A 19,877-nucleotide genomic window follows, 5' to 3' on the forward strand; every position below is an offset into this window, starting at 1 on the left:
CGACTGCGAACAAAAAGTGTCACAAAATAAGCGTCAGAAAATTAGTTCATCTCCTGACGTTTATAGAAGGACGGCGGAAACGACTGGGGCAAGCCCTGGCTAGTAATGTTCTGCTCCAAAAGAACAACCGAAGTTTTAGCCAACCAAAGGCATGCTGCCGTTGCCCTATCAGATATTCACTACTTCCCTCGGAGATCATCATGCCTTCGGGCGATACCTTGGACAGTAAATCTGCCTCGCAACTTGAGTCAAAGAATGCCGAATCAGATGCCAGGGGCATTCCTTGTTGAGGCACGTGTCATAGATAGCCAAGCCAAGAGAATTCTGTACAAGACAACACCGTACACCGTTGCCCTCCACGCGTTGCTAACGCCCATGTACAGCCTCTAGTCGCGACGACTGTACCTTTTTCGAGATGGCAATTTGGCTCGGGCAATTGTTCCCACAGAACAATTCACCGATAAGCGTCAGGTAATCTTTTCGATCAGAGGTTGTGGAACAAGAGTTTCGAACGATAGATTTCCAGTGTTCATGTTTCGTCATGCATTTCCATCTCGCGCCTTTCCGTAGCGAGGATTTCCAATGCTTCAGCATCGGTAACCGTTCGAGCGGGAGTGCTGAGACTTACCGCGACACCGGCGACGGTAGCGCAAATCAGCGATGGGATAATAGGGCCCCCCCAAAACGCTCCTAGCGAATCGCTATATTTAAACAGCACCGTGCACCCCCCCCCTCCCAGAATTGCCGCAATTCCTCCCTGCCATGTGGCTCGAGGCCAGTATTTGCCCATTAAAGTGCAAACCACCAAGCCGCTCATGACGAATGAAATCATGTCTTTGATGTATCGAATGATATCTTCCGCGGGCAAAGTAACTGCGAACGCTACAATCATGATCCCCAATAGCCCCCAGCGAGAATTACGAACCATTTGACGACTATCGGGTCTCTTTCCGGTAAACATTTCGTAGACATCACGAAAGAGGATCGCAACCGCTGCAATGGCATCGGAACTAGCTGAAGACATCGTTGCGCTGAGCCCAGCAATGAGAACTACCATGCCGATAGTGGCTGGCATAAGGTCGTTCGCCATGTGCAAAAACGCGTGGTCATTGTTCTCAAGATTCGGATTTATCTGAAAGACGCATATTCCGATCAGCGCGGGAAGAAAGCAGAACATTAGATACAGGACACCGCTCAGATAGAAGCTTTTTCTTACCGTTTCCGGGCCATCCGCCGAGTAAATTCTTTGTCGATAGGAAGGCGTTCCCAGAATTCCAACCAGAATTGCAACAGCCAGTGATATCGATGGCAACAGCTGTTCGCCACGCAGGAAGTCAAGGCTACCATTGGTCAAGTTACTGACATTAGCTGGCCCACCAACTTGGTAAACCGCGAACACAACCATGGCAATAAATCCGATGAACAGAATGATCGCCTGAATCGTGTCTGTCCAGACAACGGCCACGTAGCCCCCGATGATAACGTAGGTCCCGAACCCAAGGGCAAGAATGGCCTTGGCTACCACGGGGTCAATTTTTCCCACGTATTCCAGATAATAACTACCTCCCAGGATATGAGCCCCCAGCCAACCAATCGATGCCAGCAGCATAGAAATGGCGACTAGCCCTTTTATCCAACGATTCGCTCCGTAATAGAACGAGAGCTCTTCCGACATAGTCATGAAGTTGTACTTGCGAACATCAGCAAACAACTTTCCCAGCAATAACATTCCCAGCCCACCGCCAACTCCGAACATAGCACCACGCCAGCCGTTGGCATATCCTTGCCCAACTGCTCCTATGCTTGATCCTGTTCCGACCATGGTCGCAACCGTCGAACCCAAAACAAGAATTAGGGGAATCGAACGATTTCCCAGCAGAAAGTCTTCGCCTGAATTCTGCCGGCGTGAAATCCAGACGCTCAGCCCAATCATCCCCAAGATGTAGAGCAGGAAAACAGAAAGGAATAGTGTCGGACTCATGATGACCTTCGGTAACAGATACAGTCGATTTCAATTTTGCAGTCGACCATCATCATGGCCTGAACACACGCACGAGCCGGAGCATGCGTTCCTCCGAAATACTCAGCGTAGACTTTATTGAATGACCAGAAATCTCGGGGATCATCTAACCACACACCGCAGCGCACAATATCTTGCTTGCCATAGCCGGCTTCGCTAACAATCGCGAGCATATTCTCGATTGCTTTGTGGGTTTGAGGGATGATCCCCCCCTCGATAATCTCACCGTTTTCCATGGCGACTTGGCCAGAAACAAATAGCCATCCATCTGCTTCAACGGCACGGGCAAAGGGCAATACTTGGCCTCCTGCACCGATCTTCTTCTCGGTGCCATAACGAGTAATGCTCATAATCTGTTTCTTTCATAGCTAGAGAGAGAGTCAATTGGTCGAAGAAGAGTTTCGAATGTAGCGTCCGGCACGTTCTCCCGTCGTGTGTCCATGTCGAAAGGTGATCACCCCATTAACTAGGACATATTCAATCCCGATTGACTTCTGATTCGGCGATTCAAAAGTTGCTACGTCACGAATCTCAATAGGATCAAACACGACAATATCGGCAAAGTAACCTGACTTAAGCTCTCCCCGGTCACGCAAGTTGAATATCGAAGCAGGCAGCCCTGTCATCTTGTGAATCGCTCCGCGAAGTGGAAAGAGAGCTTCCTCGCGCGAGTATTTGCCCAGTACACGCGGGAACGTACCAAAGAGCCGCGGATGAGGATGAGGGTCACATGGCAACCCATCCGATCCAATCATTACTTTTTCGTGACCAAGAATGGCCCGCATGTCTTGTTCGTCGATGGAGAAATAGACGGCACCGGCAGGCATGAGCCTCTGGGCAGCTTCCCGCTGGGATACTCCCCATTCTTGGGCAATTTGCGCCAGTAGCTTCTGTACTTGCTCCGGATGCGGATCTGACCGTGTAATTAAGATATCGACTTGCTCGTCAACCTGATTCAAATCGAGATTGCTCGATCCTGCGTTGTAGGGATAGCAATCCATATAGAGGTGGTCGTGGTAATGACTCGATTCGATCGCGGCCAAAACTTCGCCGCTTCTACCCCAATTCTTTGGACCTGCGCACTTCAGGTGGGAAATAACAATCGGCAACTTGGCTTCTGAACCAATCGTTATAGACTCTTCTAAGGCCTCGAGAATTCCATCGAACTCATCTCGCATATGCGTCGCATAGATTCCCCCATACTTGGCAGCAACGCGAGCGAGTTGACTTACTTCGTCTGTCGTCGCAGCGAAGGCATTCTTATAAGCTAGGCCCGTACTCAAACCAATAGAGCCCTCCGCCATTGCCTTTTCTAATTCTTTTTGCATGGACGCCGTTTCACGTGTTGTCGCCGTGCGCGATAATTCCCCGACATGCTTGACTCTTAACGAAGTATGACCAACCAACGCAGCAGTATTGACTGCTGGCCGCGCTGCCTCGACCATTTCGGCATACTGTCGAAATGATTCGAAGACGAAATCGCTTTTTTCACCTAGCAGATTTAAGGGCTCGGGCGGATCCTTCGCGAGTTGAAGAGGTGCAGCGCTGATTCCACAGTTACCCACGATCACGGTGGTAACGCCCTGGCTCACCTTGGGAAAGCAGTCCGGCTTCACAAGGACGACAATATCATCGTGCGTATGGACATCGATAAAGCCTGGACAAACCACTTTGCCCGCCACATTGATCACCAGCTTCGCTACCGCATTTCGGAGATCACCAACGGCTGCTATGCGATCGCCCAGAATACCGACATCACCTTCGAATGAGGGTGAATTGGCACCATCGACAATCATCCCACCAGTTAGCAAAAGATCAAAAGTAGCATTCGCCATTGGTCAGTCACCTACGGGGAACCGCTTATCAGTGCCACGATGATCGTCCAGATTGTATTTGATGCGACGAATTAGTTCCCGACTGACTTCGGTGCGTAGATTTGCCAAAGTCAAGGCAATCGCATCAATAACTGCGAGAATCGCATACCGGGAAGCAGTCGGACGGAAGATACCCTCCGGCTCATCAATGTGGACATGCAAATGCAGGTCACTCTCTCTGGCTAGTGAGGAGTCGCCCCTTGTGATGCTCACCAGCGTAGCGCCGTACTGCTTCGCGACCAATGCGTTTTCATTGATTTCAGGGATTTCACCAGTCGTGGAAACAATTAAGACTACGTCGTTTTCGTTAAGTGTTGAGGCAATCATCCGCTGCATTGTGGTGTCATGAAAAACACGCACGTCGATTCCGAGACGAAACAACCGATACTCCACATCGGCAGACGCTACGGTTCCCCCACCGCCACCACCAAACACGACCAAACGCCGACATGTGTCGATAGCTTGAGCTACAGACTTCACGGTTTCAGCACACGTTTGATCTCTAACAACCTTTACAGCCTGGAAGATTCCATGGGCAACTTGCCCTATTGCTGTATCGTCGGATGAGTCGTTGAACCCCTCGATAAAGCGTTCGCCGATCGCAAAACTGCTAACCAAGGCGGTCTTAAGTTCGCGAACATTCTTACAGCCCACCCGTTTCGCAAAGCGAGAAATCGAGGCCTCACTGACCCCCGCACGCGCGGCCAACTCATTGATACTGGCTTTTCCAGCAAACCCGAGATCGCCCAAGATTACGTGCGCAACCTTCCTCTCCGAATCCCTAAGTTCGTGTTGGACCGCCTTTATCTTAGAAACAATATCTAGTGGGCGTTTGATTGACTCCACTCCCATTCTTATCGCTCAAAAAATACAGCAGCGAAACATCGCGGCAGATCTGCCGAGGCTGCACGAACAATCTTTAAGGCAGGGTCTTTAATCCCCGTAATAGTGCTGCTAGTTACGTCGTTTGTCACATATCTAACTTTTCTTCAGCGGCCGTTCTATGGAGGTTCAGCACGAAGACCGAAAGTGTAGGTAGTAGAAGAGAGTCGAAAAGTTTCCACTGATTCCGATGTGTCCTAAATGTCGGAGTCTTGGCTTTTCAACCACAACTCCCTCCTATCCTCGCAACTACCATGACAGGAATGCCAGCAAACCGAACGCCACCCAAACACCCGCTATGTTACAAAATAACATCGAAAATCAAAGGCAAAAACACCTCTCCAATTCACAAGACACCAAGACATGTTATAAAGTACCATGCCTTGATGCAAGAGTGGGATTTTGAATGAACTGCTTTCGCGATACGAGTCACTACAAAGGCTTCGCCAAGCAGTATCGACACGAACTAGCTCACCAGGAAGCGTTTGCATGACTGATATGTTTTCAAGCTGGACCGCGCTTAAGGGACTCGAAGAAATTCCGTCTCCTGGTCTGCTTGTCGATGATACAATCGTTCGCGCAAACATCGATCGTATGATTTCAATTGTCGGTGGCCAGGCACATGTTGAGCGACTTAGACCTCACGTCAAGACGCACAAGATGGGCGAAGTCATTAAGATACAAGTGGAACTAGGCATAAATAAGTTCAAGGCAGCAACACTGGCTGAGGCAGAAATGGCTGCCGAATTCGGTGCTATCGATGTACTGGTTGCACATCAGCCTGTCGGCCCAAAAATTGATCGATTAGCGAACATACGCTCACGTTATACCAGCACTAAATTCTCCGCTGTTGTTGATGACATAGCTGTAGTTCAGTCGCTCGCTGCCCACCTCGGTTCCGCGCCCGAGCCATTTCCTCTGTACATCGACGTCGATTGTGGCATGGGCCGCACAGGGATTCCATTTGGTGCGCCCTTGCAACTGCTACGCGAGGCGATAGAGAGCACTCGTGGAGTTACGTTCGCTGGGCTCCATGTTTATGACGGGCATCTGAGTTATTCGTCGCTACCAGAGCGTAAGCAAGGATGGCAGAGAATAGCCGACTTGATCGAACAGCACATTAGAACTTTCGGTGATACGAAGGTCGTTGGGGGCGGTTCACCTACGTTCGCGGCCTGGGCGTCCCATGAGACTTGGGAATGCAGCCCAGGTACTACTTTGTTGTGGGATATCGGTTATAGCCAGGCGTTTGAGGACCTGCCATTTAGGATTGCAGCGGCTTTAATCACGCGAGTGATCAGCAAGCCCGGAGTCAACAGACTTTGTCTTGATTTAGGACACAAGGCAGTTGCCGCGGAACGCCCACTGGAAAGTCGCGTGTTCTTTCCAGCATTGCCCAATGCAAAAGCGATTTCACAAAGTGAGGAACACCTATTGCTCGATGTGTCACAGTCATCAGAAATTGCAGTTGGTGACGTATTGCTCGGCTTTCCATTTCATATTTGTCCAACCATCGCACTGCATGCGCACGCGCATCTAGTAAAGAACAGCATCGCGACACAGAAGCGATGGCGCGTAACCGCAAGAGATAGATAGGATCGCAAACCATTTTTCGCGAACACCATCCCTGCTTAACCGTACAGATGTAATGGATCGAAGTGAAAAGAAGCTGCGGTGCAATGAGAGGTGTCTGCTTCCGGTGCAACTGAAAGAGGTACCCAGCGAGCTTTACATGCAATAAGTGGCAAAACGAGGCAAGGATCGCTCTGATGATCTACCTATCCGGTGCGAAACACTTGATTTTTCCGTCGTGGTCTTCCCTTCGCCTGGGAAGCTATGCTAATGCTGACTTTTGTTGCCCCTTTCTTCGTCAACGACAAACGTAAGCTCGTATCGTACGTTCTACCGAGCAGGGATCGTCTCCTTTCTGATGATCTTGCCATCCTATTTATCAGTCCACTCGGTTAAGATGAAAATCATATGCGGCCCGACCACAGCTCCATCGTGCCCTTGTATTGAATTCAAATGGAATCTGTCTTCAGCGTTTGTCACCCCAATTGATGGAAGGCCATTATTGGTGGAGTTTCCTATGGACAAGAACATTACCTTGGCATCGGCCATGGCGATTTCGCGCGAGAGAGGAACGTATCGCCCCCGGATTGCTCACTAGACCCCACTACGGCGAGAGTAACGACACCTATTCATTCGCAGCTTACAGGCGCAAAGGAACGCAATCCCCTAGCAGAAAAGTCATTGGGAGGATGTTGACTCGGCTGAAACATCAAGGTGAATGAGTGCCACCTTGGATGGATTATTCCGCTCTTGGGTGAAGAGCACAGGCTCATGATCTACTAGGCCTATGGAATAGTGAACGCCAAGATTGGTCAGCTCACCCAACAACTCCTGGTCACCTATTCGCTGGAAAATGAGCTGCGTTTTGCGAATTACTTTTTCTGAATTAACAATATGAGCAGTGGCGTCCCCCTGTTGCTCTGACTTGCCCTTTCGTCTTACTGTTTCACCCGTCAATTCTGAAGGACGCAACTTAGCCACCTCCCTTTGAAACCGGAAAGAGTTGGGAAGCATTGCAGTTCCAGCAAATATGAAACACATCACGATCGCAAGGTTTCTTACCCTCCTCTTATAGCGTCTTCGCTGTACGATAATGGGCATGGCATCCAAAAGCTGCGCTTCGATCTCAACTTTCCGCCTGTTTACATCCTCGGACAATCGTGGACCATCGCTTTTAGAAGTTGTCATGAAATGCTCTGTTTGCTCTTATCCTAAGTCGTTTAATTGCTCGCCGAATGCGACCGTCCACTGCACCCGTTGCCAAGCCAAGCCTTTCGCCAATACGTGCTAGAGACCAACCCATCCGATAGCGAAATGACACAATTTGACGCAGTTCTTCAGGGAGTTCTTGCAATTCTTCTTCGATCCATTGGAGGCGTTCCCAGTCATCCTCGCACTGTCGAAGATCTCCTTCCCGTGAAATATCCAACAAATCCATGAACACCTCCCGACTACGAGCCTGCTTTCGCAGGTAATCGTAGGTAACTGTTTTAGCAACGGTCCTGGACCAGGCTAAAACCGCCGACCTATTATTTAGCGGCCTAATCGAACCGAGAACTTTGATCATGGCCGTTTGCAGGATATCAAGTGATGTAGCATCATCCCTTCCAGACCGCTGCTTGATTGTCTGAAGCATCGGTTCAAAGACAAGATCATAAAATATACGGAAGGAACGCTCATCACCTTCGGCCAGTCGCGAGGTGATGAGCGTCCAGTCCAGGTTGTCCTCATTCGTAGAACCAGACGAATGAGGACAACTATGATTCTCTTTTGTGGCAGCTGCTAATTTTGTCAATGCTACTACACCTACCAAGGGCATCTGCACTCTCTACATCTAGCGAGTTTAGACACTGCGAAGAATGCTTCACTCTACCACTAGGCAAGAAGACGACAGATCTCCCCGGGCCAACTTGTCACTCGTATATAGTCTGATGCTCCAGGACAATCCTAGCCTGTCGTCCATCACCCTGTTTCAAGAACTAGGAATCTTCCGAATGGCTTTGTTCAAGCAGATGAACATGCTCCGATTCAACAGACGCCGACATTTGCTTAACGCATTCCTTAGCAAGATTGATATCTGAAGCACTCCCCTCTAAGAAGAGAAGACCAGATCCTTCATGAAACTTGACATTCAGAGGAGTATTGGAATCTCGTAGCTGGATACCCATTTCGATCGATTCCAATAAACTCATCATCGCCGATTCCCCTGCCAAGAGAATTGGTTTTATGTTGACGACCTCTACCGTCTTAGCTGGCGATGATGGAGAGTGAATCGTGATCACATCAGAATCTAACCCGTGTTTAATCTCAACTGGCGTTACTAGCCGGATTAGCTCGAAGGCACCGACATCCGTTGTTCTCAACTGAATTTCAGGCATTTCGACATATTGAGCGTCTTCCGTTAACGCAATGGAATTTATGACTTTGCTTTCTGGGAATCCAATTCGCAAGTATTCAAGATATTTAGCCAGCGTGCCCCCAGTAAATTGAAGTGAAATTGCCTGTTCCTGATCAATTACCTCACCAGTTGCTTGATTATCTTTTTCGCCTTGCGTACCATCCATGCCCCAGACATGACAAGTCGGAGCACACATCAACACTAGTGACAAATAAAACAAGACTCGCATCATACTTCTCCTTTGAAGAAATCAATTTCAGTCGATCAACAATTGACCGATGGACATGTACTTAACGAGCTGTTCGAGCATTTTTCGCGCGAAAAAAGCTCACATTGAAAGAATTGAACCTAAACAATCGCTTAAGTCGTTACCTTTGATGAGCATGAAACACCTGAAGACTTACGCATTACAAACAAAAATTATCACATAGGTATTCTCTAACAGTTTCTCGTGAATGACTCAACACTTGCCGTGACAGACTCAAGCACACACTGCCGCTATACGTCCATATGCCCATCGTTTCCCAAGTATGCTGAAGCGATTACATCTCACACGGATTCTGCCGCGATTCACGATTTCACAGTCACATCGCTGTAAGCTTCAGCGGCCTTATGCGTTCGGCCTCAAGATCAGTAATTACCGACTGACGTCTTTCAGACACGGCAGAAAGTCAATGAAGTGACCATTGTCAAATCCCGATTGTGTACCACTCAATTCCTTTGCCGCTTTCATCCGCAGCTCATTCAGCAACGGTTCATACTCCGGTAGCAACGCCAAATTGCGCAACTCCTCTGGATCTTCTGCCAGGTTGTAGATCTCTTCGAATGCCTCATCGCCAGTGTAGGTTGCATACTTATAGTGGCCACTGCGAATCATCACCCACATGGGCATTTGATCGTTCGTGCTCGCTTCACGGTTTCTTCTCACGACTCCCCTGGGAATATCTTCTGCGAAGTGAGTACGCGTGTTGGTTAACAGCAGAACGTCTCGTTTCAACTCGGCATCTGGGTCTTCCAACACTGGTAAAAGACTTTCACCATCCATGCTTGGAAGTGCTTGGATACCACCCAACGCATGGAGCGTCTGGACGATATCCGTTCCACCAACAGGTATCCCACAAACCTCCCCGGCCGGGAACCGACGAGGAAAGCGAAAGATCAATGGAGACGCTAAAGTGTCGTCATAGGGTGCGTTCTTTTTCTTGACGTGACCGTGATGCCCCATGCCTAGCCCCTGATCCGATGCGAAGATGAAAACCGTGTCTTCCAGCTGCCCCGTTTCCTGGAGAGCCTTTTCCAGACGCCCTACGCTTTCATCAATAGATAAGATGCACTCGTTATAACGCAGGATCAATTCTTGAACCGTACTTGTTTTCGGTGATGGCAGCTTGCGCACGTAGTTTGGCTTACCTTCGCGCGGAACCGCAAAGCTGCGGGGCAATTCGATACCAGAAACGCCGCTAAAAAACCCCTGATGCCTCTTAGCCGGTGTTTGCGGCGAGTGCGGACTCGAATAGCAAAGCCAGAGGTACCACGGTTGATCGCTCTCAGCTCGCTCTTCGATATAGTTGATGGCAAAATCCGTATACCGATCAACGCTGTAGCCGTTCAGCTCTATCGGATCATTGCCGTTGATGCTTACCTTTTGGTCGTAGTAGTAAGCGTTCACCATTCTCTTGTGCCAGTAGACCGCATAGTCCCAGTCAATGCCAACGGCCGGCATACGCGAGTAGATGTGCCATTTTCCGATCATCGCTGTGTGATAACCGGACTCCCGAAGACGTTGAACCCAAAAAGGATGGTGACGTATCTCTCGATTCAGATCATCTCCTTGCAGGGCGATGCCTCCAAAGTTCCCCCGAGCGGAGTGGGGAAGATTTCCCGTTAGCTGGCTGATTCTTGAAGGCACGCAGAACGTTGCCATGTAAACCGATTCAAACCTCACCCCTTCCCTGGCCAATGCGTCGATGTTTGGTGTCCGTACCCAAGGACGAGATTCAGGGTAACAGCTGACGGTTCGTGTACTCTGATCGTCCGTGAATACATAAAGAATATTTGGACGTTCCTTCGCCCATGAGCGAGATCCAGACAAAAACACAACAATCAGCATCAATGCCGGCAAAGTCAATTGCGAATGCAAACATCTCTTGCGCGAGGACAAGTCAAAAGCAATTCTCGGCATTCAGTGGGCCTCGATAGTTCAAAAAAAGCACTTTGCAATTACCACCATTGGCGGGATTGCACCCAACATCGAAACAACACCCCCATCAAGTAACAGCGAAAAGTACGTTTCATACCCTCCTATTTGTCCCGACAGCGTTGGTGCTATTAGAATTTCTCCAAGACTCATCGAAAAGTGTCGCATTTAGCGACACTTTTTAGCCTCTCGAGGAGATGTTAAGTAGGCAGCGGAATTATTGAGGCCAATCCCCCTATCTTGATGAAATATCATGACAGCTACGCCGTCTCCCCCCTCTGATGTATTCATCCAGCAACTCACCGGGAGCCAGTCTTCACTGCGGGCAATCATCATGGCTTCGCTAGGAAATCATGCAGATTGCGAAGATGTTCTCCAAGCGACGAATCTGGTGATTTGGAAGAAGGCTTCCGAGTTCGACCCGACGCGCCCCTTTCTTGCCTGGGCCTCTGGAATCGCGCGAATCGAGGTGCTGACATTCATTCGCGATCGAAAACGTGACCGACTTGCTTTTCGTGAGGATGTCGCTGAGTTGCTTATTGATGTCGCCGAGGTGGCTGCGGAATCGATTCCACAACGACAAATCGCACTCCGCCATTGCTTACAACAGTTACCCATGGAAAGTCGTGAACTGCTAAATCTCAAGTACGTTCGTAGCCAATCCACAAAACAGCTTTCCGCCGCAACAGGCCGTTCACTGGACGGAGTAAAGAGCGTTTTAGTGCGCATTCGGAGATTGCTGAGCGAGTGTGTTGAAAACAAAACCAAAGCGATGCCCGAAGCGTGAGAGCGTACTGGTATGAATGAACAACATCAACTTATCGAACAACTGGATCACTGGCTCTTAAAAGTCAGTGAAGGCACTGCAACCCCCGAAGAAACACATCACTTCAATGAACTGCTCGCAAGTAACGCGAGTCTGCGAGAATACGCTGCCAAGCGTCTCATTGATGACTCGTTGTTAGTAGAACATCTTCGAGAGTCGGCGGCTGAGTCGATCCTTCGTGGTCAATCGGTGCTGCCTGGTGAAGGCACAGAAACACAGCAAACGAGATCGCGTTTCTACCTGCCGATGTGGTCCGTGGTTTCGTTGGCTATCGCAGTTAGCATTCTCCTGATCTTGACATTGCCACAGATGTTTGACGGCACAGGCGCCAAGAATTCCTCGAGCCCTGTTGATGTAGCTGAAAACAGTGATTCCGAAGATGGGGCGTCTTTATTTCCAACGCTCGACGCTGATGCCGTTGCCACTCTTACCCGAGCAGTCGATGTGCAATGGGCCGAGGGACAGTCACCTTTGCATATTGATGCGAGCCTTCGCCCGAAGAGAATTCGACTGAACGAAGGCCTGATTCAGTTGGAATTTTTCAGTGGTGCCACCGTTGTTGTCGAAGGTCCGGCCGAGTTTGTCATTGAGTCTGCCTTACGATGTCGACTGCTGTTCGGAAAAGTACGGGCGGATGTTCCCATGCAGGCCCGCGGCTTCACCATCGCCCACAACTCACTTGATGCCGTTGATCTAGGCACCGAGTTTGCAATGCGCGTGGAAAAATCAGGAAATGGTGAGATCCATGTCCTTGAAGGTGACGTTTCGCTACGAACGCGTGATGGTAAGGAGAAACGCAAACTGAAAGTTGGTGAGGCCGTAAGCTATGATGCGGACGGAGTACTGACTACCCGAGGAGCGGAAAGCGATTCGTTCGTCGGAATTGAAAAGCTCAGGGAATTAGACAGGGAGCGACGAGATCATCGATTTCAGCGATGGCTTAAGCAACGAGATCAATGGGCAAACGATCCCGATGTCGTCCTGTATTATGACTTCCAGCAAGCAAATCAGGACAATCGCAGGCTACTCAGTGCTATCAATGGAGCTTCCGAGTCGGAGGATGGCGCCATCATCGGATGCCAATGGAGACAGGGTCGTTTTGCGGGAAAGTACGGCCTGGAATTCAAGCGAATCAGTGATCGGGTGCGAGTCAATGTTCCGGGAGAATTTGACTCATTGAGCATGGTTGTCTGGCTTCGTATCGAAGGAGCCGATCGTTGGTATAACTCCCTCCTGCTGACCGACGGATGGGACAAAGGTGAACCGCACTGGCAGATCACTCACGAGGGAAAGCTTCAATTGGGCGTCCAGGGAGGCGGAAATTATAACGGCCCGGTGGTTGTTAAACCGAGTCATCTCGGTCACTGGGTACAGCTTGCCACGGTCTATGACCACAAGAGAGGAGTAATCGACTTTTATCGTAATGGCGTGCTCACCAGAACTTCCCAGATAAGGGACACCACAGTCTTGCGGATCGGCGATGCGGAAATAGGAAATTGGAGGACACCCAAGTCAGGTGACCTAAATATCCGTAGCCTGAACGGCCTGATCGATGAAATTGCGGTCTTCTCACGACCGCTCACTTCAGAAGAGATCTTATCCGCATTCAATGCAGGCAATCCCGATCAATAGGCGGCCCTACAGAGGACGCCACCTGCGTCACCTACAGGTCGACCAGCTTGCGTGAATTTTTCCCCCACCATGAATCGTTTCAAGCCGAAGCTTGCTTACTCGCCCCTGATACTTCCACCACGCGATTTCACTCATGAAGTTTCCCTGCCTGATACTTTTGGCCTACTTAATCCTTCTGCCGACTACCGCCACGCTTGCAGCCGCGGGAGAACAGCGCCCCAACGTATTGTTCATCGCAATTGACGACTTGAACGATTGGGTTGGCTTCCTAGGAGGACATCCCCAGGCACTGACGCCGAACATGGACCGACTTGCGGCTCGCGGCATCGTTTTCACAAATGCCCACTGCGTTTCGCCGGCATGTAATCCCTCACGAGCGGCTGTCTTCACAGGCCAAATGCCATGGCGAACCCAGGTATGGTCGAACAAGAGTCCTAAATTATTTGACTTACATAAAAACATCCCGGTTCTACCAGATTCATTTCGCGAGGCGGGTTATGCGACTTTTGGGACTGGGAAACTGATGCACTCGGGAGATTCCGCCAACAAGCGACTATTCGAGCACTCATTTGCCACAGAACAGCGTTGGAGCCCGCTTACAAGAGAGCAAGCACGCTATACAAAACATGAGCTTCCGTCCAAAGGAACGAAGCAGCCAAGACATCTTGTCCAGTTTGGTGAACAACAAATTGTACTACCACTCAATGGTATGCCCTCGGATCGTAATCCTGATTCAACCGAGGGTGAATCATTTGACTGGGGTCCGTTTGACGTTCCAGATTCTGCGATGGGCGATGCGCAGATAACAAGCTGGGCTATTGAGCAACTCAGCTCAAGTGTTCAGAAACAAGGTCCCCCCTTCTTCATGGGCGTTGGTTACTATCGACCACACATACCACTTTTTGCTCCGGCCAAATACTTCGAGCGCTTTAATGATGCCCCAGTCAAGTTGCCAGTTGTCAGGCGCAATGACTTAGACGATCTTAGTAGTACGGCGAAACGCTGGGCACTCGAACCTGTCACTGCAGGCAAGCATGATACAGTAATCAAACACGACCAATGGCATGCCGCGGTGAAAGCCTACCTGGCAAGCACGACGTTTGTGGATGCCCAGATCGGACGTCTTGTCGATGCGCTCGATGCCGGGGAATTTGGCGACAATACGTTGATTGTCGTTTGGAGCGACCATGGCTGGCACCTGGGCGAGAAGCAACACTGGGGTAAGTGGACCGGCTGGGAGCGATCAACTCGAGTCCCCTTAATCATTATTCCCCCGAAACGACTTTCCGAGAGGTTCGCCAAGCCTGGTTCACGCTGTGCAGTTCCAGTTAGCCTGCTCGACATCTACCCAACACTGTTAGAACTGTGTGATTTGAAGCCCTCACAAGAACTCGATGGTGAAAGCCTTGTTCCCCTTTTGCATCGGCCCGATCGCAACTCTGATCGAGTTGCTTATACCTCTTTCAATTTAGGAAACATTTCGATTCGGGATAGGCGATGGCGACTTATTCGCTATGCAGATGGTCATCATGAATTGTACGACCTGGAGAAAGACCCCCACGAGTTAACCAATCTGGCAGGCGACATCAAATATGAAAAGGTGATCAAACAGCTTGAACGTGAGATTCCAGTCGAAGCCTTACCCAAAGCTGAACAACACGAATTCCAGCGACTCAAGAGCCGAGTACGTCGATTCTACGCGGATCTGGTCTATGATCACTGTTCGCCGCTCCTGTTTCACACGGACTTCTCATCTCTAGACTTCAAAGATCTATCCATCTCGGAAGACGACCACTATTCCATCGCCGAGGCCTTGCCTGAACGCTTGGAGATTGTTGATGCCCCTTTAATAGACCGCTACATTAAGGCAGCCAAGTTCACGGTCCCCTTTGCAAACGGAGCGTTTCGTAGCGAGTTGTCCCTTCCTCACGAGAAAGGGTTTCAGGAGCGGTGGTACGCCGCAAGTATTTTTATTCCCTCAGACTGGGAACAAGACCTCGGGGGCGGAGATGACATTGTAATGCAGTGGCATGCAATCCCCGGAAACTGGAAAGCCACCTACCCCAATGTGGCGTTAAGCGTTAAAGGAGATCAGTGGTATCTCCGACGTAGTTTCGGGTCGCCCCAGACAAAGCCAACTCGCGAGTCCGAATGTCTTGGCGATGTCAATAAAGGAAAGTGGACGCGGTGGATATTCCATATTGATTGGTCGCCCGAGAAGGACGGAGTAATCGAGGCATGGAAAGATGAACTGAAAATATTGGAACTGACGGGGCCTAATGTCTACGGCACGATCGGCGTCGACTATACACCCTACATGAAATTCGGAATCTATCACCCATCCTGGAAACACGCTCAGCCAGTCACCGACTCCACTCAAGCAGTTGGTCACACAGTCTACTTCACTGATATTTCTGTTGGAAGCAAACGCGCAAACTTACTCAGCCTTCAACCAATTCCATCCACCGCCACTGAATCCACAGAACGATAGCCACCCCATTAAGCCCCACTCCTCGCTGGGACGGGTCCACCCGGAACTCCAGGAGCATCGCACCGCTATCGCCAAGTCACTGACTAGTGACAATTGTCATCTGAAGATCTATGCCAGGAACGTAAAGGACACGATCGACTCGTTTTTTCTAGGAATCGGAAATCTACTCGTAGCGGTTGTCGCGGTGACTATTCCGGTACTGTTCGCAAGATCGCTCTATCAGAAAAAGGTGTTCATTCGACTTTGACCCCGGAAGTGCCTAACAACCTGTCCGTTTGTAGATTGCGGACATATAAATCCAACCACTGGACTGAAAGCGAACAAGATGCAACGACAAATATCACGAGCCAATGAGACCTCCTATTGGATTTTGGTGTTCTTGATCGCAAACCTTCTCATCGATGGGCTTTCTTGCCGTCTCAAGGCCAACGAAATTCACTTGCAGCCATATTTCAATCAGTACTGTGTGCGATGTCATGGATCCGAAGAAGCAAATGGCGAAATCAATTTAGACCACTTCATGAGCACGTCGACAGATAACCTGGAGACATTGCAGGCAGCTATGGAGGCGGTGGAAGAAAGGAGGATGCCTCCCGAAGACGAAGCGCAACTGAATGATAAAGACAGGGACACCTTTCTCTCCCTTTTAAAGGCCCAGCTATCACAAGTAACTGAGCGACCAGGTCACTTCCGAATCCGAAAGCTCTCCGCGCAAGAATATCGCAATACCATGCGTTCGCTCTTCGGATTTGAACTTGAAGAAGCATTTATTAAGACGCATGAGTCACTCTCTGAGAAATCACTCATTCTTAAGCTTATGCCGCCAGACCCACCAGGCGCCAGTGGTTTTACTAACGATACGCGGGGGCACAGAATGACTAGCGTTGCCTGGGATCGTTACGTGTACATTGCAGACCTCGCCGTCTACCAACTGTTAAAGTCGCCCAAACGCAGGGAACAACTTGAGACTTTCACAGGCCCAATTGGTGACGATGGAATGACGCCCCATCAAGCCCAACAGTTACTGCGTGAGTTCCTAGTTCGCGCTTGGCGGAGGGATATTCCAGAAGATGTCGTTACAGACTTTCTCTCTTCTACCCAAGGCAAGACAGGCGACGACCTGATAGATGCAGTTGCCACCGAAATGCAAACGATTCTTAACTCGCCTCAGTTTCTATATCGCGGAGTCTTGGTTGAACCTGTCCCTGGGAAAATCGTACCAGTTGATCCTTTTGAGCTTGCCGAGCGACTGAGCTACTTCCTTTGGGCTGATATGCCCGACGAGGAGTTGCTTGAAGTAGCTCGCTCCCAAGAACTCTTAAAAGAAGATGTATACCAAAAACAAATCGATCGGATGCTCGATTCCCCAAAGGCGAGGAGTTTAACTGAAGATTTCGCAAAGCAGTGGCTCAAAATTGGTGAAATTTATAAGTCCGACAAGCGGCCTTATATCGCTAACGCGTTGCAAGACCAACCTTACGACTTCATCAACTCGCTCATATCAGATGATCGACCACTAATGGAATTGATCGATTCAGAGACAACTTTCGTCAATTTCCATTTGCGAAATTACTATGCCAAGGACATGGATCAACTGGAAAAGTATCGATCAGCTGAGGGTATCGAGAAAGAAACTCTTCCCCTTCAGAAGATACGTCTCGAGAATACGCCGGGGCGTGGGGGCCTACTGACCATGCCAGGCGTTCTCGCTATGAATCGAGGGCCAATCATGCGCGGAGTATGGATGCTAGAACGCATTGTCGGTGATCACCTGGGCGAACCGCCTCCAAATGTCGAGCCGGTGAAGCAGAAGCTAGGGGATAAGCGGTCATTCCGCGAGAAGTTTGCCGAGCATCGATCTAATTCGACTTGTGCGGTGTGTCATAACCGGATCGATGCTCTTGGTTTCGCACTCCAGGCATATGACGAAGAAGGTGCCTATTTTCTGGCAGACGATTACGAAACACAGCAAAGACGAAGAAGACCAGCAAACGCCTCATCGCTTTTGCCCTCACCTGAGGAACTCGACTCTTCGGGACGATTACCATCCGGTGAGCAGTTTCGCAGTTTTGATGAACTTAAAAACATCTTGACTGGGTCATACCGAGAGCGGATTGTCCGAAACATCGTATGCCAAATGACAAGCTACGCTTTATGCCGTCCAGTCGAATTGCACGATCAACCGACGATCGATCGTCTGACAAGTAATCTCTCAGACCCCAACGCGACATGGCGTGATTTAATCCACGGCGTAGCCACAAGCCTTCCTTTCAAACAAGCTTGCTTCCCGTTAGAACCAGGAGATACGACCAATGTTCACTCCGATTAAGCGTCGAACATTTCTTAAGAGTGCTGCCGGTGCTCTTATTCCACTTCCATTTCTCAACGCGATGGAGGCGTCGGCAGATCCGGGACCTCAGGGTAAGCCACCTCAGCGATTTGTTGCCCTATTCAAGCCCAATGGAGTTCACCCTCCTTCCTGGAACATCGCAGGAGGAGCGGAGTTTGATTTCAAGATGGCGCCTATGATGATGCCATTTTCGAAACATCGTGATGATTTAATTCTGCTTGATAGCATCGGAGACAGCGGGTTTTCATCCCATCAAGCTTCCGCTCAACGTTTCTTGTCGGGGAGGTACCGCAGCGGGGGAAGTACGTCGGCAGACAATCGGTCAATTGATCAAATAATAGCCGATAGAATAGGTACGCAGACACGCCAGAAGTCTTTGGAATTGACAACTGAAGGCCTTTTTAATGAACGCATCGAATGTAGCTATATTTCTTACGACAAATCCGGTAGCCCTTTGCCTCGTGATAGCGATCCGCAATTAATCTTTGATCGATTATTTCGCGATCCCTTGGTCAATCCCAAGAAGCGTCAGCAAATGGTCAGTTTGCTCGATCGTGTGGGAGAGCAAACACGCTCTCTGGAACGTCGTGTTGGTCGAGAAGATCGACAGACACTTGAGGCTTACCTAACAGTCCTGAGAGAGACGGAAAAACGGATCACAAAACTTTCGAAAGAACCGATTCCGCGATTTGATTTCGCAAAGTTCGAACGCCCTGCCATCCCAGCTGATATCAACGAGCAGGTCGAATCAATGTTAGATCTCATTGTCCTATCGCTCTGGACAGATTCTACCCGGTGTGTGTCCTACATGCTGGGGAACACAAACAGTCGAATGGTGTTTGACTTCCTAGGGGTCAAAAAGCAGCATCATTATCTTTCCCATTTCTACCGAAATTTCAGCCGTGAGAATCTAGAGGACTTGTATAAAGTTTGCTTGTGGCACATGGAAAAGTTCGACTATCTGCTAACTCGCATGAAGTCCTTTTCTGATCACAACGGCACCTTGCTGGATCACTCGGTTGTCTTATTCGGTTCTGGAATGGGCCACAGCGATTCGCACACAGCTCAGCGCATTCCTACCGTTCTAGCCGGGCAATGTGGTGGGAAACTGAAGACCGGCCGGTATCTGCGTCACGACCGAAATCAGAACCCTAGAAGTTTGCATCGCTCACTTTTGCAACTTTTCGATTGCGATACGACTGTCATTCAGGACCCTAGCCTTCGTGGCCTTGATGGAAATTCCTTTGATTCGTACTCAGAACCTCATTTTGATAGCTGGTCGAGAATTAAGAACGACCAAATTGAGGCACAAGGTCGATTGAGGCTTTCAGAGAACCTTGCGGAAGCGAACCTTTACTTTCTCGATATCTCAGGACAGCCATCAGTAGAGATCAAAGTCACTTTTAAGAACATGCAGAATTTACAGATGCCCTTCTATTGCGGTAGTCCTGTGCGACTAAGGGGAACAGGCCGCAAGGAGGGACATAGAATCGTGATCACTTCTCTAAGTACACTGGATCCCCTTACGATCAATGGACGTGAGAACAGACCCAAGTAAACCGGCTGTTTAAGCCGGTTTCGATTGTCTAGCTGTATAAGTACTTTGACATGGCACCCGAATAGTGCAGGGCGCCT

Annotated in this window: 14 protein-coding genes; 6 read left to right on the forward strand and 8 right to left on the reverse strand. The window is 49.6% G+C overall.

All coding sequences use genetic code 11. The annotated features are described in order from the left end of the window. Positions 1 to 529 precede the first annotated feature (529 nt). From PSR63_RS07270 to PSR63_RS07285, 4 genes are read right to left on the reverse strand one after another with little or no spacing between them, the layout of a single operon-like run. On the reverse strand, positions 530 to 1,981 hold the full coding sequence (locus PSR63_RS07270; RefSeq protein ID WP_274332011.1) for a sodium:solute symporter family protein: 1,452 nt from the start codon (positions 1,979 to 1,981) through the stop codon (positions 530 to 532). After that, the gene (locus PSR63_RS07275; RefSeq protein WP_274332013.1) at positions 1,978 to 2,370 is read right to left on the reverse strand and encodes a RidA family protein; all 393 of its coding nucleotides are present in this window, start codon (positions 2,368 to 2,370) and stop codon (positions 1,978 to 1,980) included. Before PSR63_RS07275 ends, PSR63_RS07270 begins: the two co-directional genes overlap by 4 nt. Before the next feature lie 30 nt (positions 2,371 to 2,400). Next, on the reverse strand, positions 2,401 to 3,855 hold the full coding sequence (locus PSR63_RS07280; RefSeq protein ID WP_274332015.1) for an N-acyl-D-amino-acid deacylase family protein: 1,455 nt from the start codon (positions 3,853 to 3,855) through the stop codon (positions 2,401 to 2,403). Positions 3,856 to 3,858: 3 nt separating this feature from the next. Continuing rightward, on the reverse strand, positions 3,859 to 4,740 hold the full coding sequence (locus tag PSR63_RS07285) for a MurR/RpiR family transcriptional regulator (protein WP_274332017.1): 882 nt from the start codon (positions 4,738 to 4,740) through the stop codon (positions 3,859 to 3,861). A 525-nt stretch (positions 4,741 to 5,265) separates the two neighbouring features. Between PSR63_RS07285 and PSR63_RS07290 the strand changes: the two genes are divergently transcribed. Further along, entirely contained in the window at positions 5,266 to 6,372 is a 1,107-nt protein-coding gene (locus PSR63_RS07290) for a D-TA family PLP-dependent enzyme (RefSeq protein WP_274332018.1), read from the forward strand. Between the two features lie 654 nt (positions 6,373 to 7,026). On the opposite strand, the gene PSR63_RS07295 is transcribed toward PSR63_RS07290, so the two are convergent. From PSR63_RS07295 to PSR63_RS07310, 4 genes are all read right to left on the reverse strand, one after another. Next, positions 7,027 to 7,536 (reverse strand): hypothetical protein, encoded by a 510-nt coding sequence (locus PSR63_RS07295; protein WP_274332019.1) that lies wholly within the window; start codon positions 7,534 to 7,536, stop codon positions 7,027 to 7,029. After that, the gene (locus tag PSR63_RS07300) at positions 7,523 to 8,167 is read right to left on the reverse strand and encodes an RNA polymerase sigma factor (RefSeq protein WP_274332021.1); all 645 of its coding nucleotides are present in this window, start codon (positions 8,165 to 8,167) and stop codon (positions 7,523 to 7,525) included. Before PSR63_RS07300 ends, PSR63_RS07295 begins: the two co-directional genes overlap by 14 nt. A 160-nt stretch (positions 8,168 to 8,327) precedes the next feature. Next, a complete protein-coding gene (locus PSR63_RS07305) occupies positions 8,328 to 8,978 on the reverse strand; it encodes a hypothetical protein (protein ID WP_274332022.1) in 651 nt (216 codons plus the stop codon). Between the two features lie 405 nt (positions 8,979 to 9,383). Then, positions 9,384 to 10,928: a sulfatase-like hydrolase/transferase gene (locus PSR63_RS07310; protein WP_338000666.1), complete on the reverse strand. Its 1,545-nt coding sequence runs from the start codon at positions 10,926 to 10,928 to the stop codon at positions 9,384 to 9,386. 268 nt (positions 10,929 to 11,196) lie between these two features. On the opposite strand from PSR63_RS07310, the gene PSR63_RS07315 reads away from it, so the two are divergent. The 5 genes from PSR63_RS07315 to PSR63_RS07335 all read left to right on the forward strand — a co-directional run bounded on the left by PSR63_RS07315 (position 11,197) and on the right by PSR63_RS07335 (position 19,800). Then, positions 11,197 to 11,730 carry a sigma-70 family RNA polymerase sigma factor gene (locus PSR63_RS07315; protein ID WP_274332023.1) on the forward strand — a complete coding sequence of 178 codons (534 nt, stop codon included), beginning with the start codon at positions 11,197 to 11,199 and terminating at the stop codon, positions 11,728 to 11,730. A 12-nt stretch (positions 11,731 to 11,742) separates the two neighbouring features. Beyond that, positions 11,743 to 13,401 carry a LamG domain-containing protein gene (locus tag PSR63_RS07320; protein WP_274332024.1) on the forward strand — a complete coding sequence of 553 codons (1,659 nt, stop codon included), beginning with the start codon at positions 11,743 to 11,745 and terminating at the stop codon, positions 13,399 to 13,401. Between the two features lie 133 nt (positions 13,402 to 13,534). Beyond that, a complete protein-coding gene (locus PSR63_RS07325; protein WP_274332026.1) occupies positions 13,535 to 15,892 on the forward strand; it encodes a sulfatase-like hydrolase/transferase in 2,358 nt (785 codons plus the stop codon). A gap of 325 nt (positions 15,893 to 16,217) precedes the next feature. Beyond that, positions 16,218 to 18,221, forward strand: coding sequence for a DUF1592 domain-containing protein (locus PSR63_RS07330; protein ID WP_274332028.1), 2,004 nt, complete (start codon positions 16,218 to 16,220; stop codon positions 18,219 to 18,221). Next, on the forward strand, positions 18,205 to 19,800 hold the full coding sequence (locus PSR63_RS07335; protein WP_274332029.1) for a DUF1552 domain-containing protein: 1,596 nt from the start codon (positions 18,205 to 18,207) through the stop codon (positions 19,798 to 19,800). Before PSR63_RS07330 ends, PSR63_RS07335 begins: the two co-directional genes overlap by 17 nt. The last annotated feature ends 77 nt before the right edge of the window (positions 19,801 to 19,877 follow it).

The organism is Bremerella sp. P1, from assembly GCF_028748185.1.
Taxonomy (GTDB): Bacteria; Planctomycetota; Planctomycetia; order Pirellulales; family Pirellulaceae; genus Bremerella.

Excerpts from the sequence above, each read along its gene's own strand:
- PSR63_RS07270 (WP_274332011.1), bottom strand. The coding sequence starts at position 1,981 with ATGAGTCCGACACTATTCCTTTCTGTTTTCCTGCTCTACATCTTGGGG.
- PSR63_RS07275 (WP_274332013.1), bottom strand. The coding sequence starts at position 2,370 with ATGAGCATTACTCGTTATGGCACCGAGAAGAAGATCGGTGCAGGAGGC.
- PSR63_RS07280 (WP_274332015.1), bottom strand. The coding sequence starts at position 3,855 with ATGGCGAATGCTACTTTTGATCTTTTGCTAACTGGTGGGATGATTGTC.
- PSR63_RS07290 (WP_274332018.1), top strand. The coding sequence starts at position 5,266 with ATGACTGATATGTTTTCAAGCTGGACCGCGCTTAAGGGACTCGAAGAA.
- PSR63_RS07295 (WP_274332019.1), bottom strand. The coding sequence starts at position 7,536 with ATGACAACTTCTAAAAGCGATGGTCCACGATTGTCCGAGGATGTAAAC.
- PSR63_RS07300 (WP_274332021.1), bottom strand. The coding sequence starts at position 8,167 with ATGCCCTTGGTAGGTGTAGTAGCATTGACAAAATTAGCAGCTGCCACA.
- PSR63_RS07305 (WP_274332022.1), bottom strand. The coding sequence starts at position 8,978 with ATGATGCGAGTCTTGTTTTATTTGTCACTAGTGTTGATGTGTGCTCCG.
- PSR63_RS07310 (WP_338000666.1), bottom strand. The coding sequence starts at position 10,928 with ATGCCGAGAATTGCTTTTGACTTGTCCTCGCGCAAGAGATGTTTGCAT.
- PSR63_RS07315 (WP_274332023.1), top strand. The coding sequence starts at position 11,197 with ATGACAGCTACGCCGTCTCCCCCCTCTGATGTATTCATCCAGCAACTC.
- PSR63_RS07320 (WP_274332024.1), top strand. The coding sequence starts at position 11,743 with ATGAATGAACAACATCAACTTATCGAACAACTGGATCACTGGCTCTTA.
- PSR63_RS07325 (WP_274332026.1), top strand. The coding sequence starts at position 13,535 with ATGAAGTTTCCCTGCCTGATACTTTTGGCCTACTTAATCCTTCTGCCG.
- PSR63_RS07330 (WP_274332028.1), top strand. The coding sequence starts at position 16,218 with ATGCAACGACAAATATCACGAGCCAATGAGACCTCCTATTGGATTTTG.
- PSR63_RS07335 (WP_274332029.1), top strand. The coding sequence starts at position 18,205 with ATGTTCACTCCGATTAAGCGTCGAACATTTCTTAAGAGTGCTGCCGGT.